Origin of the sequence: Roseovarius sp. B08 (assembly GCF_051417955.1) — a bacterium.
In the GTDB taxonomy this organism is placed as follows: Bacteria; Pseudomonadota; Alphaproteobacteria; order Rhodobacterales; family Rhodobacteraceae; genus Roseovarius.
On sequence record NZ_JBPRLW010000001.1, the window covers coordinates 3201474 to 3218948 of the forward strand.

General features: G+C 65.9%; 12 protein-coding genes and 1 pseudogene. 9 read left to right on the top strand and 4 right to left on the bottom strand.

Going from position 1 to position 17475, the window contains the following annotated elements; translation table 11 throughout:
* Positions 1-33: 33 nt before the first annotated feature.
* The gene (locus tag ACSQ76_RS16270) at positions 34-1104 is read right to left on the bottom strand and encodes an AI-2E family transporter (protein ID WP_306130209.1); all 1071 of its coding nucleotides are present in this window, start codon (positions 1102-1104) and stop codon (positions 34-36) included.
* 372 nt (positions 1105-1476) lie between these two features.
* On the opposite strand from ACSQ76_RS16270, the gene ACSQ76_RS16275 reads away from it, so the two are divergent.
* A complete protein-coding gene (locus tag ACSQ76_RS16275) occupies positions 1477-3270 on the top strand; it encodes an autotransporter assembly complex protein TamA (protein WP_437157416.1) in 1794 nt (597 codons plus the stop codon).
* Between the two features lie 3222 nt (positions 3271-6492).
* On the top strand, positions 6493-7521 hold the full coding sequence (locus ACSQ76_RS16280) for a translocation/assembly module TamB domain-containing protein (RefSeq protein ID WP_437157417.1): 1029 nt from the start codon (positions 6493-6495) through the stop codon (positions 7519-7521).
* On the opposite strand, the gene ACSQ76_RS16285 is transcribed toward ACSQ76_RS16280, so the two are convergent.
* Complete coding sequence (locus tag ACSQ76_RS16285) at positions 7515-8414, bottom strand: LysR substrate-binding domain-containing protein (protein ID WP_437157418.1); 900 nt, start codon at positions 8412-8414, stop codon at positions 7515-7517. The genes ACSQ76_RS16280 and ACSQ76_RS16285 overlap by 7 nt on opposite strands.
* A 187-nt stretch (positions 8415-8601) precedes the next feature.
* On the opposite strand from ACSQ76_RS16285, the gene katG reads away from it, so the two are divergent.
* From katG to ACSQ76_RS16305, 4 genes are all read left to right on the top strand, one after another.
* The gene (gene katG, locus ACSQ76_RS16290) at positions 8602-10821 is read left to right on the top strand and encodes a catalase/peroxidase HPI (RefSeq protein ID WP_437157419.1); all 2220 of its coding nucleotides are present in this window, start codon (positions 8602-8604) and stop codon (positions 10819-10821) included.
* Between the two features lie 153 nt (positions 10822-10974).
* On the top strand, positions 10975-11529 hold the full coding sequence (locus ACSQ76_RS16295; protein WP_437157420.1) for a response regulator transcription factor: 555 nt from the start codon (positions 10975-10977) through the stop codon (positions 11527-11529).
* Position 11530: 1 nt separating this feature from the next.
* A complete protein-coding gene (locus ACSQ76_RS16300; protein WP_437157421.1) occupies positions 11531-11929 on the top strand; it encodes a thiol-disulfide oxidoreductase DCC family protein in 399 nt (132 codons plus the stop codon).
* Positions 11926-13254: an ABC1 kinase family protein gene (locus ACSQ76_RS16305; RefSeq protein ID WP_437157422.1), complete on the top strand. Its 1329-nt coding sequence runs from the start codon at positions 11926-11928 to the stop codon at positions 13252-13254. Before ACSQ76_RS16300 ends, ACSQ76_RS16305 begins: the two co-directional genes overlap by 4 nt.
* Here ACSQ76_RS16305 and ACSQ76_RS16310 read toward each other — a convergent pair.
* On the bottom strand, positions 13251-13430 hold the full coding sequence (locus ACSQ76_RS16310; protein WP_437157423.1) for a DUF2256 domain-containing protein: 180 nt from the start codon (positions 13428-13430) through the stop codon (positions 13251-13253). The two genes, ACSQ76_RS16305 and ACSQ76_RS16310, sit on opposite strands and share 4 nt — an antisense overlap.
* Before the next feature lie 186 nt (positions 13431-13616).
* Between ACSQ76_RS16310 and ACSQ76_RS16315 the strand changes: the two genes are divergently transcribed.
* The 3 genes and pseudogenes from ACSQ76_RS16315 to ACSQ76_RS16325 all read left to right on the top strand — a co-directional run bounded on the left by ACSQ76_RS16315 (position 13617) and on the right by ACSQ76_RS16325 (position 17229).
* Complete coding sequence (locus ACSQ76_RS16315; protein ID WP_306130218.1) at positions 13617-15197, top strand: ABC transporter substrate-binding protein; 1581 nt, start codon at positions 13617-13619, stop codon at positions 15195-15197.
* Positions 15198-15285: 88 nt separating this feature from the next.
* Positions 15286-16272: an ABC transporter permease gene (locus ACSQ76_RS16320; protein ID WP_306130219.1), complete on the top strand. Its 987-nt coding sequence runs from the start codon at positions 15286-15288 to the stop codon at positions 16270-16272.
* Positions 16272-17229 (top strand): annotated as a pseudogene (locus tag ACSQ76_RS16325) (ABC transporter permease). Before ACSQ76_RS16320 ends, ACSQ76_RS16325 begins: the two are co-directional and overlap by 1 nt.
* A gap of 38 nt (positions 17230-17267) precedes the next feature.
* Here the strand turns inward: ACSQ76_RS16325 and ACSQ76_RS16330 are convergent.
* A complete protein-coding gene (locus tag ACSQ76_RS16330; RefSeq protein WP_306130221.1) occupies positions 17268-17435 on the bottom strand; it encodes a hypothetical protein in 168 nt (55 codons plus the stop codon).
* Between the last annotated feature and the right edge of the window lie 40 nt (positions 17436-17475).

Consider the following 17475-nt stretch of genomic DNA (forward strand, 5'->3'; position numbering starts at 1 on the left):
CGCCCGGCCGTCGGCACCGGCGCCCCGGCGCGGTCAGGATGCCCTGCGGCTCTCGATCTCCTCGTTCAGGCGGTCGAGTTCGCGGTCGTCCTCGGGAAGACCTTCCCGCGACAGCAGCACCGCCACTTTCCGCAGATCCGGCACATGGCTGCAGATCACCAGCAGCATCACCATGATCGGCACCGAAAGGAACATGCCCGGAATGCCCCAGACCGCGCCCCAGAACGCCAGGCTGATGATGATCCCGAACGACGACAACCGCAGCGCCCGCCCCATCAGCCACGGGTCGATCACGTTGCCGTTGACGAACTGGATCACCCCGGTGATCACGAACAACCCCGCCGTCACCGACGCCTCGCCGGTCTCGACATAGCCCACCAGCGCAACCATGCCGGTTGCCACGATCGAGCCGATATTGGGTATGTAGTTCAGAATGAATGTCAGGATGCCCAGCGACAGCGCCAGTTCGATGTCAAAGAGCATCGCCACCACGTAGACCATCGCCCCTGTGATCACGCTGACCAGCGTCTTGATCAGCAGGTAATAATTCACCCGGTGGATGATCGAGTTGAAGATCCGGTTCGCCCGCTCCGCCTGCGCCGGATCATCGAAGAAGTTCAACATCTTGGTGCCGAACCAGATCCGCTCGGCAAACAGGAACCCGAAGAACAGGATCACCAGCACCGTGCCCTGCATCAGGCTGCCCGCCTGCCCCGCCACGGCCCGAACATAGCCCGAGACCTCGACGCTGTTGAGCGAGTTCAGAACGGCGCGCTCCACGTCCTCGCCCATCCATGCGAACAGCGACGCCATCGCCGACGGCGCCCGCTCGGCATAGGACAACGTCGTGCCCAGAACGGTGTTCAATTGCGCCAGCAGGATCGACGACAAGAGCAGCAGCGCGGTCGAGATAAGCAGAAGCGCCACGATCGAGGCCAGCCAGCTGGGAATGCGGAACCGCCCGATTCTCTGCCGCGCGATCAGCCGGATCACGTCCGAGGTCAGCGTGAACAGGATCACCGCCACCGCCAGCGAGATCAGGATGAACCGGGCCTGTACCAACAGAAACAGAACCACGGCGAAGGCAATGATAACCAACGCCACCGTCCGGACCTGAGAATATTTCTGCGAGTCCCCCACGTGCCCCTTCAACGCGTCGAAATCCCTTATCTTGCCTGACGTCATATTCCCTCTCGCGGCCATGGGCAATCGTTCCCCCTGCGCGACTTCGCCCGAACATAGAAGGGCGTCAGCCACAGGGCCGCGTCAACACCGGTTCGGAAGAATCTCGCCAATCGCGCAATTCATTGCGGCCAATCGCCCTACAAATGAACTTTCCTGCTGGGAATACCGGACTGCTCGCTCTAGTTTGGCTCGTGATGGGGGTTGCCTGTGGCGACGAATGGTCGCCGACGCTTGCGGTCTTCATCTTCACGCCTTGGGCCCGCCGCGGGCCCCGGAAACGGAGCTGCCCTGTTGTTCAAGTGTCGTCGCGTCGCGCCCTGGTTCTTCATCCTGTCCCTGCTGCTGACCCGTCCGGTCCTGGCGGTCGAGGCGACGGTCCAGGTCCGGGGCGCTCCGCCGGAAATGGCCGAGTATCTCAGCAAATCCTCCCTCACCGTCGAAACCGCCGAGGACGAGGACGCGACCACCCAGGACATCCTTGCCGCGGCCAGAGCCGATTATGCCCGGATGGTCGGCGCACTTTACGACGCTGGGTTCTATGGCGGTGTGGTCAGCATCCGCGTCGACGGGCGCGAGGCGGCGGATATCTCGCCCATCGCCGGGCCCAGCCGTGTGAACCGCGTCGTCGTTATCGTCCAGCCCGGCTCGCCCTTCACGTTTTCTCGCGCCGCAATCGGCCCGGTCGCGCCCGAATCCGAACTGCCCGAAGGCTACGCCCGCGGCCAGCGCGCCTCCGCCAGTGTCATACGTGACACGGCAGAGGCCGGCGTCACCGGCTGGCGCGAGGCCGGACACGCCAAGGCCGAACTCGACGGCCAGTCGATCACCGCCGACCATCGCAACGCCACCGTCGCGTCCGAGATCCGCCTGGCGCCCGGCCCCCGCCTGCGCTTCGGAGACCTGGTGATCACCCGGCCCAGCGCCGTGCGCGCCAACCGCATCCGCGCCATCGCCGGCCTGCCCTCGGGCAAGGTCTTCTCTCCCGAGGAACTCGAAGACGCCAGCCAGCGCCTGCGCCGCACCGGCGCCTTCCGCTCGGTCGTGCTGAACGAGGCCGCCGTGCCCAATCCCGACGGCACGCTCGACATCCAGGCCGAGGTGATCGACGCCAAGCCCCGACGCATCGGCTTCGGCGCCGAGATCGCCTCGCTCGAAGGTCTCACCCTCAGCGGCTTCTGGCTTCACCGCAACCTTCTGGGCGGCGCCGAACGCCTGCGGATCGAGGGCGAGGTCGGCGGCATAGGCGGCGACTCGGGCGGCATCGACTATCGCCTCTCCGCCCGCTTCGAGCGTCCCGCAACCTTCACGCCCGACACCACCGCGTTCCTCCAGGCCCGCGCCGAGGAAGTGGACGAAGAGGACTACCGCCAGCGCACCTTCGAGGTCGGCGGCGGCGTGTCACACATCTTCTCCGACGAACTCGAAGGCGAGATCGGCATCACATACCAGTATGCCGAAATCGACGACGACCTCGGCTCGCGCACCAATCAACTCCTGCTCTTGCCGGGCAAGCTGACCTTCGACAACCGCGACGAACCGCTCGACGCCACCGAAGGGTTCTATGTCGGCCTCGAGGCCACGCCGTTCCTCGCGCTCGATGCAGGCGACCCGGCTTTCCGCCTTTATGCCGACGCCCGGACCTATGTGGGCTTCGGCGAAAACGACACGATCGTGCTGGCCGGGCGCACCCAGATCGGCTCGGTCACAGGTGCGTCCCTGCTCGACGTCCCCCCCGAGATGCTGTTCTTCTCGGGCGGCTCCAACACCGTGCGCGGCCAGCCCTACCAGTCGCTCGGCGTCGATCTGGGCGGCGGCAACACCAGCGGCGGGCGGTCCTTCCTCGCGCTCTCGGGCGAGGTCCGTGCCCGGGTGGCCGATTCCTGGCAGGTGGTGGGCTTTGCCGACACCGGCTTTGTCGGCCGCGACAGCTTCGGCGGCGGAGACGGTGACTGGCATTCCGGCGCCGGCTTCGGCATCCGCTACGACACCGGTATCGGCCCGATCCGCCTTGACGTGGCCACTCCGCTCGACGGCGACGCGGGCGAGGATTACGAGTTCTACATAGGTATTGGACAGGCATTCTGATGCGCCGACTGCTTTCCCTTCTTCTGATCTTCACCTTCGGTCTCTCCGCGCCCCTGCTGGCTCAGGACCAGGAGGAAGAGGACAAGTCGTTCATCGAGAACTGGCTTCAGGACAATCTCTCCAGCGCGGGCCGCAACGTGACGGTCACCGGCTTCAGCGGCGCATTGTCCTCCAACGCCACACTGGAAAGCCTGACCATCGCCGACGAGGACGGCACATGGCTGACCATGCGCGACGCCTCGCTCGTGTGGTCCCGCTCCGCCCTCCTCGGTGGCCGGCTCGAGGTCGAGGAACTCACCGCGGCCGAGATCATCCTTGAACGCCTTCCCGCCGGCGGCGAAGGCGTCAGCCCCGATGACGCCGAGGCGACACAGTTCGCCCTGCCCGAACTCCCCGTGTCCGTGAATGTCGAACTGGTCGAGATCGAGCGCATCGAGTTGGGCGAGTCCGTTCTGGGCGAGCCTGCCCAGCTCTCGCTCGAAGGCAACGTCACCCTCGCCGACGGCGAGGGCGCCGCCAATCTCGCCATCCAGCGCCTCGACCGCAACGACAGCCTGACGTTCGAAGGCGCGTTTTCCAACGAAACCCGCGTTCTCTCCCTCGACCTCGACTTCCAGGAGGGCCGTGACGGTATCGTGGCCACGCTCCTCGGCATCCCCGACACCCCGGCCCTGCGCCTGCAGGTGACGGGCGAGGCGCCCCTGTCCGATTATACCGCACGTATAGCGCTCAGCTCCGACGGCCAGCGGCGATTTGGCGGCGCCGTGAATGTCGGCGCCATCGACGGTGACGACACGCAAGGCTACACCTTCTCCGCCGACCTCGACGGCGACCTGCGCCCGCTCTTTGAGGAACAGTTCCAACCCTTCTTCGGCGAAACCACCAGCCTCGAAGTCGCCGGCCAGACCCAGGCCAGCGGACGTCTCGTGCTCGATCAGCTTGCGATCCAGTCCGAGGCGCTGGAGCTTGAGGGCAACCTGGCATTGTCGGCCTCCGGCTGGCCCGAGACGCTGCAACTGCAGGGCCGTATCGGCAGCGACGACGGCGAGGTCGTGCGCCTGCCCGTCTCCGGTTCGCCCACGACCCTGCAGAATGCCCGGCTCAAGGCCAGCTTCGACGCCGCGCAGGACGATGCCTGGCAAGCCGAAGTCCAGATCGTCGACCTTTTGCAAGACGGGCTCAGCGTCGAGCGCGCCACGCTCTCCGGGACGGGTCAGATCACCGACGCTCCCGACAGGTCCTTCTCCGGCGACATCACCTTCAACGCCGAAAGCGTGGACCATTCCGATCCCGCGCTGGCCGAGGCCATCGGCACCGCGCCTTCCGGCACCATGACCCTCGACTGGCAGCAGGACCAGCCCCTGGTCATCGAGGCGTTTGAGGTGGAAAGCGGCAATGTCACCCTCACTGCCACCGGCGAACTGGAAAGTCTCGAAGACGGCTTTCCCTTCACTGGCAACGCAACGCTAAACGCCGCCGACCTCTCGCGCTTTGCAGCCATCTCGAACCAGGATATCTCCGGCGCCGCCAATGCCACGCTGGAGGGCACCGGCACGCTTCTGGGCGGATCCTTCGATATCGAGCTCGAGGCCGAAACCAACGATCTGGCCATCGGCCAGCCGCGCCTTGATCCACTGATGACCGGCCAGGGCACCCTGTCGCTCGCCGCGCGGCGCGACACCACCGGCACCGTGCTCGAACGCCTCACGATCCAGACACAGGCCCTTGCCGCGAACGCGTCGGGCCGGCTCGACGCAGAGGAAGGTCTGCTGGATATCGAGGCACGGCTGGACAACGTGGCCCAGGTCGAGCCGACACTTTCCGGCCCTGCCACGCTCACGACATCCGTCAACTGGAGCACAGGCGACGCGCTCAACATCTCCGCGCTCGAGGCCACCCTGGCGGATGCCACACTGACCGGCAGCGGCGCGGTCTTTCCCGAAGACCCCAACCTTCCCGCCGAGGGCAAGGTGACGCTCGCCGCGCAGGACCTCTCGCGCTTCGCCCAGCTTGCCGGCCGTGACCTCGACGGCGCCGCGACAGTGGTGCTCGAAGGCTCCGGCCGCATCCGCGGCGGCGCGTTCGACATCGTGCTCGACGCCGAAACCAACGATATCGAAATCGGTGAGCCGCGCGTCGATGCCCTGATGCAAGGCGCAGGCACAGTGTCCATCGCCGCGCAGCGCGACACCGACGGCACCGTGCTCGAACGCTTCTCGGTCCGCACCCCGGCGCTCGAGGCCGACGCCTCGGGCCGGCTCGATTCCGATGATGGCGAACTGGCAGTGAAGGCGGCCATCGCCGATCTCGCCCGGATCGAACCGCGCATGTCCGGCCCCGCCACGCTCGACGCCGCCGCCACCTGGGAAAAAGGCGGTCCCGTCACCATATCGCAACTCGACGCCTCGGGCGCGGGTACGACGCTCTCGGCCTCCGGCACGGTCTACCCCGAGGATACGCTTCTGCCGGTCGAAGGTCAGATGACCCTCAACGCCAGCGACCTGTCGCGCCTCGCGCCGCTGCTGGATCGCCCGCTCACCGGCACGCTCGACATGACACTCGAAGGCTCCGGACAGGTGCGCGGTCGCACGCTCGACATCACCACCGATATCGACGGCTCCAACCTGCGCACCGGCATCGCTCAACTCGATCAGCTGATCGCCGGCAGCATCGACGCCCGCGCCTCCGTCGCTCTGGGCGAGGACGCCCCGGGCATCCGCTACATCGACATCCAGACGCCCCGCCTCACGGTCGATGCCGAAGGCAGCGGTCCCGGCGCGCCTGTAAACGTGTCGGCCCGGCTGGCCGACCTCGGCATCTTCGTGCCCGCCTTCCCGGGCGCGGTCTCGGCCAACGGCACGGTCACAATCGTCGACCGCCGTGGCGAGCAGATCCGCGTATCGCTCGACGCCACCGGCCCCGGCGGCACCAATGCCCGCGTCAACGGCTCGATCAACGGATACGGCAACAGCCTCGATCTCGACGTAAACGGCTCCGCGCCGCTTGCCCTGGCCAACCCGTTCCTCGCGCCCCGCTCCATCGCGGGTCTCGCCAACTTCGACCTCAGCGTGAACGGACCGCCGGCGTTGGGGTCGCTGTCGGGCGTGATCAACATCTCCGACGGTCGATTCGCCCTGCCGAGGCCTCTCGACCGCCATCACGGGCATCAACGGCGCCGTCCGCCTTGCCTCGGGCCGGGCCGAGACCGACATCACCGCCTCGATGGGCACCGGCGGCAATTTCCGCGTGCGCGGGCCGATCACGTTGTCGCCTCCCTTCAACGCCAATCTCCAAGCCGCGCTCAACGACCTCGTCGTCACCGACCCGGACCTTTACACCACGACCGTCTCCGGCCAGGTCGGCATCAACGGCCCGCTCACCGGCGGCGCCACCATCGGCGGCACGGTCAACCTGGGCCGGACCGAACTGCGCGTGCCCTCGGGCAGCGGCACCCGCACCCCGGGCGACATTCCCGAGATCACCCATGTGGGCGAACCGGCCGACGTGCGCCGGACCCGGGCCCGCGCCGGGATCATCGGCCAGGAAAGCAGCGCCCCCGTCGCCTTCCCGCTCGACCTGGTCATCAACGCGCCGAACCGCATCTTCGTGCGCGGCCGCGGCCTCGACGCCGAACTCGGTGGCCGCGTCCGGCTTCAGGGGACCACGGCCGATGTCGTGCCCAGCGGCCTTTTCGAACTGATCCGGGGCCGGCTCGACATCTTGGGCCGCCGCATCGAGCTGACCGAAGGCGTGATCGACCTGCGCGGCGCGCTCGACCCTTACCTGCGCTTCGTGGCCGAAACCGAAAATGACGGCATCCTCGTGCGCACCATCATCGAGGGGCTGGCAAGCTCGCCCTCCGTGACCTTCGAATCCGTCCCCGACCTGCCCCAGGACGAGGCCGTCGCGCGGCTGCTCTTCGGGCGCGGGCTCGACGACATCTCGGCCTTCCAGGCGGCCCAGCTCGTCGCCGCCGCCGCCACCCTGTCGGGCCAGCGCTCCGGCGGTCTGGACATTCGCGGCGCTCTCGGTCTCAGCGACCTCGACGTGTCGACCTCCGAGGACGGTGCGACCCAGGTCACCGCCGGCGCCTACCTGTCGGAAAACCTCTATTCCGAGGTCACCGCCGACAGCGAAGGCAACCAGGAGATCAACCTGAACCTCGACATCGGGCGCAACCTGACCGTCAAGGGCTCGACCAGCACCACCGGCAACACCGGCGTCGGCATCTTCTTCGAAAAGGACTACTGAGCCAGCGCGGGCGCCTCCGGCGCCAGCAGATCAGCGACGACCCGGAACCGTTCGGCCAGCGGGCTGGTCCTGCGCCAGACCATGCCGACCTGCCGCATCGGCTGCGGGTCGCGGAACCGCGCCACCGACACCGGGGCCGACCGGGTTTCCACCTGCACCGCCATTTCGGGGATCAGGGTGATCCCCATTCCCGCGCCCACCATCTGCACCAATGTCGACAGCGATGTGCCTTCCAGCCCGTCGCGCGGCCCGCCGCCGGGGATATTGCAAAAGGCCAGCGCCTGGTCGCGAAAACAATGCCCTTCCTCCAGCAGCAACAGCCGCCGGGTGTGCAGGGCCGTCACCTCCGGCACCGGCGCCTCTGCCTCGGCCTCGGGCCGCACCAGGACCATCGGCTCCTCGAAGACCGGGCATTCTTCCAGCGACCGCTCCGAAACAGGCAGCGCCACGATCGCCAGATCCAGCCCGCCCTCGCCCAGCTCCGCGATCAGGCGCGGCGTGATGCTCTCGCGCACCTGCACGTCCAGATCGGGAAACGCCGCGTTCAGCCGGGTCAGAAAGCGCGGCAGAAGATAGGGCGCGATCGTCGGAATCACCCCCAGCCTCAGCCGCCCGCCCAGCCCCTCCTGGGCCTTGCGCGCAAGATCCGACAATTCGTCCACCGACCGCAGGATCTCGCGCACCCGCGCGGCGAACTCCACCCCGAACCCTGTCAGCCGCACCTCCCGCGTCGTACGCTCGAACAGCGCCGCCCCCGCCGCCGCCTCCAGCGCCTTGATCTGAACCGACAACGCCGGCTGGGTGACAGCGCAGATCTCGGCGGCCTGCCCGAAATGCCCCACCCGGGCCAGCACCTCGAAATAACGCAACTGTTTCAGCGAAAGGTTTTTCATAAAATTAATTTATCAATCCGATGAATAAATGCAACTTATTCTCATTGAAATCCCTTGATATGATCTGTGCGGAGAAACGATTCCCGCGTTGCATCACGCGCGGCAATGCTTACGTCTTCTCACGCAGCAATCCGCCCGCCTCACAGGCATCGGGCGCAGTCAGACAGCAATATCTGGGAGAGACTCAATGGACGGCAACGATCTCGAAAACTCCGGCAAATGCCCGGTCATGCATGGTGCGACCCGGTTCAGCGTCCGGTCCAACCGCGATTGGTGGCCGAACCAGCTGAACCTCAAGATCCTGCATCAGAACACCCCTGAATCCGACCCGATGGGCCCGGATTTCAGCTATGCCGAAGCCTTCAAGGGCCTCGACATGGACGCGCTGAAAAAAGACCTCAAGGCGCTGATGACCGACAGCCAGGACTGGTGGCCCGCCGACTACGGCCATTACGGCGGCTTCTTCATCCGCATGGCGTGGCACTCGGCGGGCACCTACCGCACCTCCGACGGCCGCGGCGGCTCACGCTCGGGCACCCAGCGGTTTGCCCCGCTCAACAGCTGGCCCGACAACGGCAACCTCGACAAGGCCCGTCGCCTGCTCTGGCCGATCAAGCAGAAATACGGCAACGCCATTTCCTGGGCTGACCTGATGATCCTCGCCGGCAACATGGCGATCGAGGACATGGGCGGCCCGATCTTCGGCTTCGGCGGCGGCCGCAAGGACGTGTTCGAGCCCGAGGAAGACGTCTACTGGGGGTCGGAAACCGAGTGGCTCGCCACCTCCGACAAACCCAACAGCCGCTATTCCGGCGACCGCCTTCTCGAGGACCCGCTTGCCGCCGTGCAGATGGGCCTGATCTACGTGAACCCCGAAGGCCCCGACGGCCAGCCAGATCCGCTGGCCTCTGCCCGCGACATCCGCGAAACCTTCGCCCGGATGGCAATGAACGACTATGAAACCGTGGCACTGACGGCGGGCGGCCACACCTTCGGCAAGACCCACGGCGCGGGCGATCCCTCGCATGTGGGCAACGAGCCCGAGGGCGGCGCGATGGAGGCACAGGGCTTCGGCTGGCTCTCCACCTACGGCTCCGGCAAGGGCCGCGACGCCATCACCTCCGGCCTCGAAGGTGCATGGACGCCCAACCCCACCAAATGGGACATGGGCTATTTCGACGTGCTCTTCGGCTACGAATGGGAGCTCACCAAGAGCCCCGCCGGCGCGTGGCAATGGCAGCCCAAGGACCAGAAGCCCGAAGACATGGCACCCGATCCCGAGGATCCGTCGAAACGCGATCAGCACATCATGATGACCACCGCCGACATGGCGATGCGCATGGACCCGGAATACGAGAAGATCTCGCGCCACTTCCATGCCAACCCGGACGAGTTCGCCGACGCCTTCGCCCGCGCATGGTTCAAGCTGACGCACCGCGACATGGGGCCGCGCAACATGTATCTCGGCAACGAGGTGCCGGACGAAGTGCTGATCTGGCAGGATCCGGTCCCCGAGGTCGATCATCCGCTGGTCGACGACGCCGACGTGGCCGCCCTCAAGGCCAAGATCCGCGATTCCGGCCTTTCGGTCTCCGAACTGGCCTACACCGCCTGGTCCTCGGCCTCGACCTTCCGCGGCTCGGACATGCGCGGCGGTGCCAACGGCGCGCGCATCCGTCTCGCCCCGCAAAAGGACTGGGAGGTCAACCAGCCCGAGCAACTGGCCAAGGTCCTCAAGGTCCTCGAAGGCATCAAGTCGGACTTCGACGCGTCCGCCTCGGGCGGCAAGAAGATCTCGCTGGCCGACCTGATCGTCCTCGGCGGCAATGCAGCGGTCGAAGCGGCGGCCAAGGCCGGCGGTCAAGACATCACCGTGCCCTTCACCCCGGGCCGGACCGACGCCACCGACGAGATGACCGACGCCGCGTCCTTCGAGATCATGGAGCCGCAGGCCGATGGGTTCCGCAACTACCTCGCCGGCGACTTCACCGTCTCGGCCGAGGAACTGATGGTCGACCGCGCCCACCTCTTGGGCCTGTCGGCACCGCAGATGACCGTGCTCATCGGCGGCTTGCGGATGCTGGGCACCAACTATGGGGGCACCGCGCACGGTGTCTTCACCGACCGCGTCGGCACGCTCAGCAACGACTTCTTCGTCAACCTGATGGACATGCGCACCGTCTGGGAAGCCACCGACGACAAGGGCATGACCTTCATCGGCAAGGACCGCAAGACCGGCGACAAGAAATGGGACGCGACCCGTTGCGACCTCGTCTTCGGCTCCAACTCGCAGCTGCGCGCCCAAGCCGAGGTCTATGCCCAGGCCGACAATGGCGGCAAGTTCGTCAAGGACTTCGTCAAGGCATGGGCCAAGGTCATGGACGCCGACCGGGTTCAGCCGGGCTGATCGGTTGGTATCCGAAAGGAAAACAGGCGGCGCTCCGGGGTCTCCCGGGGCGCCGTCGGCGTTTCGGGCCACCCCCTGCGCAAACTGTCGCACCCCCGCCCCGGCAGTCATCCGGTCACGCCCCCCGCACGTATCCCGTGCAGAGAGGATGATATGAGAAAGCTACCCAACGACACCACGCTCCTGATCGTCGAGAATGACGATATCTTCCGCGAGCAATTGTCCAAGGTCATGGCCAGCCGCGGTTTCGACCCGATCCCGGTCGCCACCCTGGCCGAGGCCGCCACCGCGATCGAGGCTCGCCCCCCCGCCTTCGCCATCATCGACCTGCATCTCGGCGAGGGCTCCGGGCTCGAGGTCATCGAGATGCTCAAGAAACAGCGCAAATCGGCCCGCGCCCTCGTGCTGACCGGCTACGGCAACACCCCCACCGCCGTCGCAGCGGTCAAGCTCGGCGCGATCGACTATCTCGCCAAGCCCGCCGACGGGGATGAGATCGTCGACGCCTTGCTGGCCGCCGAAGGGGTCCTGCCTCCCGCGCCCGAAAATCCCATTTCGCCGGAAGAGGCCAAGCGCGTGCACATCGAACGCTTTCTGGAACGCACCGACGGCAACATTACCAAGACGGCGCAATTGCTCAACATGCACCGCCGCACGCTTCAGCGGATCCTCAAGCGGGAACCCGAACTGGGCAAGGACCCGGGCTGACATGCCCAAACCGCCGGACAAGCTGACGGTGTACTACGACGGGTCCTGCCCGCTCTGCCGTGCCGAAATCAACTTTTACCGCAAACGCGACCGGGCGGACCGCATCGACTTCACCGACATCTTGCGCTGCGGCGATGCCCCGGCACCCGATCTCGACCGCAAGGCGGCGATGGGCCGGTTCCACACCCGCCGCCCCGACGGGACGCTGGTGTCCGGCGCCGCGGGGTTTTTCGAGGTCTGGAAGCGCCTGCCCGGCTGGCGCCACCTCGCCAAACTCTCGCGCATCCCCGGCGTCGTGCCGGTGGCCGAACTGGCTTATCGCGCCTTCCTGCGCCTGCGTCCGGCGCTTGTCCGTCACCTTGGCCCACGGCTGAAGAACCGCGCCGAGGGGACGCGATGAACGACCAGAACCCGCCCGACCGCAAACGTGCCGCCCGCGTGCCCACCGGGCGCTTTTCGCGCATGGCACGGACCGGCGGCATGGCGACGGCGCTGGCCGGCAATGTCGTCACAAACGGCGGATGGGAACTGCTGCGCGGGCGCAGACCCCGACTGCAGGACCTGCTGATGACGCCCTCCAACGTCACCCGCGTCGCCGATCACCTGGCGAACATGCGCGGCGCGGCGATGAAGGCGGGCCAGCTTCTGTCGATGGAAACCGCCGACATGCTCCCGCCCGAGCTTGCCGACATCCTCGCCCGCCTGCGCGCCGACGCCCAGTTCATGCCGCCCGCGCAGCTGAAGAAAGTGCTGGCCGCCAATTGGGGCCGCGATTTCCTGCGCCATTTCAAACGCTTCGACGTGCACCCGATTGCCGCTGCGTCCATCGGACAGGTCCACCGGGCGCAGACCCGCGATGGCCGCGACCTTGCGATCAAGGTGCAATACCCCGGCATCCGCGACAGCATTGACAGCGACATGCGCAACCTCGGCCTGATTCTGCGGCGCTCCGGCATGTTGCCCGCCAGTTTCGACACGGACCGCCTGCTGACCGACGCCGCCGCGCAGCTGCACGAGGAAACCGACTACGCGCGCGAGGCCGCAGCCCTGAACCGCTTTCGCTCACACCTCGCGGATGACCCCGATTTCGTCCTGCCTGTTGTCCATGACGACCTCAGCACATGCGACATCCTGGCCATGGGCTATGTCGACGGTCGCAGCATCGAATCAACTGTCGGGATGGATCAACCTACCCGCGACCGCATCGCCACGGCGCTCATCACGCTCACCCTGCGCGAGCTCTTCGAACTGCGCGACATGCAGACCGATCCCAACTTCGCCAACTACCGCTATCAGCCCGACACGGGCCAGATCGTCCTGCTCGATTTCGGCGCCACGCTGGAATTCGCCCCGGACCGAGTGGACATTTACCGCGCCCTTTTCAACGCCGCGCTGAGCGGTGACGATGCCGCGGCCTGGGACGCGATGATCGCCATCGGCCTCGTCGATTCGGACACGTCTGATACCGACCGCGCGCATATCCTGCGCCTTTTCGGAATTGCCGCCGAACCGCTGCGTCAGGGCGGCACGCTCGATTTCGCCACCTGCGGCCTCTTGGCCCGCCTGCGCCACGAGGGGCTGCTTCTGGCCGACGAACAGGTCGACATCCACGCGCCGCCCACCGACACGCTTTTGCTGCAACGCAAGGTGCTGGGCTGCTACCTTCTTGCCGAACGTCTGGGTGCAAAGGTCGATCTCGACCCAATTCTTGCGCGCTTCGCCTAATCCTTGCCCCGCGCCCGCTTGCACCGCTCCGAACAATAGCGGACCTCGTCCCAGACCTTTCCCCACTTCTTGCGCCACGCGAAGGGCCGGCCGCACGCCGCGCAGACCTTCGTCGGCAGATCCGATTTTCGACGCGTTTTCATGGCGTTCGCCTGACGTTTCCCGATCCTTGGCATCGCACTCAAATAGCACGGAACAGGGCACGATCACGCCCCAACGCGCACGTCATGGCCGTTTCACCTTCCGTTTTTCAAGTGACGTGAAGGCATCTTGCCATTCGTTTGCTTGCAGCGCCGGAACACTCGGTTATCATCCCCCGATCAGCCCGAGGATCAACCCGGGCGATATCCAGGGAGATATTCATGAAAACCAAGACAGTCCTTGCCGCCGCTCTGCTCGCCACCACGGCGATGACCGGTGCCTCGGCCGAAACGCTGCGATGGGCCCGCGCGGGCGACTCGCTCACGCTCGACCCCCACGCCCAGAACGAGGGGCCGACGCACACCCTCTCGCACCAGATCTACGAGCCGCTGATCATCCGCGACCACTCGGGCGAGTTTCAGGCCGCTCTGGCGACCGACTGGGCGCCCAAGGAAGGCGACCCGAACGTGTGGGTGTTCAACCTGCGCGAGGGCGTCACCTACCACGACGGCGCCGACTTCACCGCCGAGGACGTGGTCTTCTCGATCAACCGCGCCAAGTCGGAAACGTCGGCGATGAAGGAACTGCTGACCTCGATCACCGAGGTCCGCGCCGTTGACGACCACACCGTGGAATTCGTCACCGACGGTCCCAACCCGATCCTTCCGGCCAACCTCACCAACCTCTTCATGATGGACAAGGGCTGGGCCGAGGAAAACGACGCCGTCGCCGTGCAGGACGTGGCAGGCGGGGAAACCACCTTTGCCTCCTCCAACACCAACGGCACCGGCCCCTTTACCCTCGTCAGCCGTGAACCGGACGTGAAAACCGTGCTGGAAGCGAACGAGAACTACTGGGGCAAGGACGAGTTCGCGCTCGACGTCACCGAAATCGTCTACACCCCGATCCAGAACGCCGCTACCCGCGTGGCCGCGCTCTTGTCGGGCGAGGTCGATTTCATCCAGGACGTGCCCGTGCAGGATCTGGGCCGCGTCGGCGACACCGAAGGCCTTGTCGTCAAGACCGCGCCGCAGAACCGCGTGATCTTCTTCGGCATGAACATGGGCGCCGATGATATTGAAAACGACGACGTCGATGGCGCCAACCCGCTGGCCGACGCCAAGGTGCGCAAGGCCATGTCCATGGCCATCAACCGCGACGCCATCAAACAGGTCGTCATGCGCGACCAGTCTCAGCCCGCGGGCATGATCGCCCCGCCCTTCGTCAATGGCTGGAACGAGGAAATGGACAGCAGCGCCACCACCGACATCGAAGGCGCCAAGGCCCTGATGGAAGAGGCCGGCTATGGCGACGGCTTCAGCATCCAGCTCGACTGCCCGAACGACCGCTACGTCAACGACGAGGCGATCTGCCAGGCCGCCGTCGGGATGCTGGCGCAGATCGGCGTCACCGTGAACCTCGATGCCAAGCCCAAGGCCCAGCACTTCCCGCTCATCGAGAACGGCGAGACGGATTTCTACATGCTGGGCTGGGGCGTTCCGACCTACGACTCGGAATACATCTTCAACTTCCTCGTCCACACCCGTGGCGGCGAGCGCGGCAGCTGGAACGGCACGGGCTATTCCAACTCCGATATCGACGCCAAGATCGTCAGCCTCGCCTCCGAGACCGATCTCGAGGCACGCAACGCCACGATCAACGAGATCTGGCAGGTGGTTCAGGACGAACAGCTCTACATCCCGATCCACCACCAGGTGCTGAACTGGGGGATGACCGACGCGGTCGGCACCGAGGTCAGCCCCGAGGACGATCCCAAGTTCAAGTTCTTCGAGATGAACTAAGCCAATCGCGGGCGGCCTTTCGGGGCCGCCCGCCCGCCGTCACAGCCAGCAAAACAACCGCGCGTGACGACCGCTTCGGGGACGAAACATGCTAGCTTACATCATCCGGCGCGTGGCCCAGTCCGTGCTCGTGCTTCTCGTGGTGGGCCTCGTGGCCTTCGCCATGTTCCGCTTTGTCGGCGATCCCGTCGACAACATGCTCGGCCAGGAACGCACCATCGCCGACATCGAACGCCTGCGCTCCGAACTCGGCCTCGACCAGAATTTCGTCGTTCAGTACTACAAGTTTTTGACCAACGCCGTGCAGGGCAATTTCGGCCTCAGCTACCGCCAGGGGCGGCCCGTGGCCGACATCCTAATCGAACGCCTGCCCGCCACGCTTGAACTCGCCTTCGTGTCCGGCCTGCTGGCGCTGGTCGGCGGCATCGCGCTCGGCATCTACACTGCGATCCGAAGGCGGGGGATATCGGCCAACGTAATCATGACCGCCTCGCTCATCGGGGTGTCACTGCCGACATTCCTGATCGGCATCCTGCTCATCTATGTCTTTTCCGTCGAGCTCGGCTGGCTTCCCAGCTTCGGCCGGGGGCAGGTGACCTGGGTCAACGGCTGGTCCACCGGCTTTCTCACCAAGTCCGGCCTTCAGGCACTCATCCTGCCCGCCATCACGCTGGGCCTCTACCAGATGACCCTGATCATGCGGCTCGTGCGCACCGAAATGCTCGAGGTGCTGCGCATGGACTACATCCGTTTCGCCCGCGCGCGGGGCATCCGGGAACGCGCGATCAACTTCCGCCACGCGCTGAAGAACACGCTGGTGCCCGTCATCACCATCACCGGGCTTCAGCTGGGCTCAATCATCGCCTTCGCCATCATCACCGAAACGGTGTTCCAGTGGCCCGGCGTCGGGCTCTTGTTCATCAACGCGATCCAGTTCGTCGATATCCCCGTCATGGCCGCCTACCTGATGATGATCTCCGTCATGTTCGTGGGCATCAACCTCATTGTCGACATGCTCTATTTCGCCATAGACCCGCGCCTGCGCGTGGACCGTAGCGCTGCAGGAGGCCACTGATGACCGATACCCCCATCACACCCCCGGCGCCGAAAGTCCGCGACAGCCGCTTCCGCCGCATCTGGGAAAGCGACTTCATCTGGTCCTTCCGGCACGCGCCGGTGGCCGTCGCCTCCTTTGCGGTCGTGCTGATCCTGATCCTTTCGGCCATCTTCGCGCCGCTCATCGCGCCTTTCGACCCGTTCAACCCCGCGTCCCTGAACCTGATGAACGGCTTCACCCCTCCGGGCGAGCCCAACGCCTTTACCGGCGACACCTTCTTTCTGGGCACCGACGACCAGGGCCGCGACGTGTTTTCCACCATCCTCTACGGCATGCGGATCTCGCTTTTCGTGGGCTTCGCGGCGGTGTTCCTCGCCATGCTGATCGGCGTCACGCTTGGACTTCTCGCCGGCTATGTCGGCGGCTGGACCGAGACGATCATCATGCGCATCGCCGATGTGCAGTTGACCTTCCCGGCCATCCTCGTGGCCATGCTGATCTTCGGCATCGCCAAGGGCATCACGCCCCCCGCCTACCGCGACCAGATGGCGATCTGGGTACTGATCCTCGCCATCGGCCTTTCCGACTGGGTGCAGTTCGCCCGCGTCGTGCGCGGCACGACGCTGGTGGAAAAGAACAAGGAATATGTCCAGGCCGCCCGCCTCATCGGACGCTCGCCCTTCGTCATCATGCTCAAGCATATCCTGCCAAACGTGCTGAACCCGGTGCTGGTCATCGCCACGATTTCGCTGGCGCTGGCCATCATCGCCGAGGCCACGCTGTCGTTTTTGGGCGTCGGCGCGCCCCCCCACGAAACCCTCGCTCGGCACGCTCATCCGCATCGGGCAGGAGTTCATGTTCTCCGGCGAATGGTGGATCCTGCTCTTCCCCGCCGGCACCCTGCTGGCGCTGGCGCTCTCGATCAACCTGCTGGGCGACTGGCTGCGTGACGCGCTGAACCCGAGGCTCAGATGACGACCTCGCCTCCGCACACCCATGACCGCCCCCCGCGGTCACTCCGCCTCGTCGTCGGCCTCGTCGATGCACCAACGGTCGCCCACGGCGACCCATGCGATGTCGCCCTCTGTGGCGTGCACCGTCACCGTGCCTGCCTCCGTCGACAATATGCTCGCACCGATTGTCGTCAAAAACAGCGCAAACGCTTCGCTGGTCAAACACATGACACACCTCCTTCGGGCCCGCGCCTCGTCGGCGCTTTCA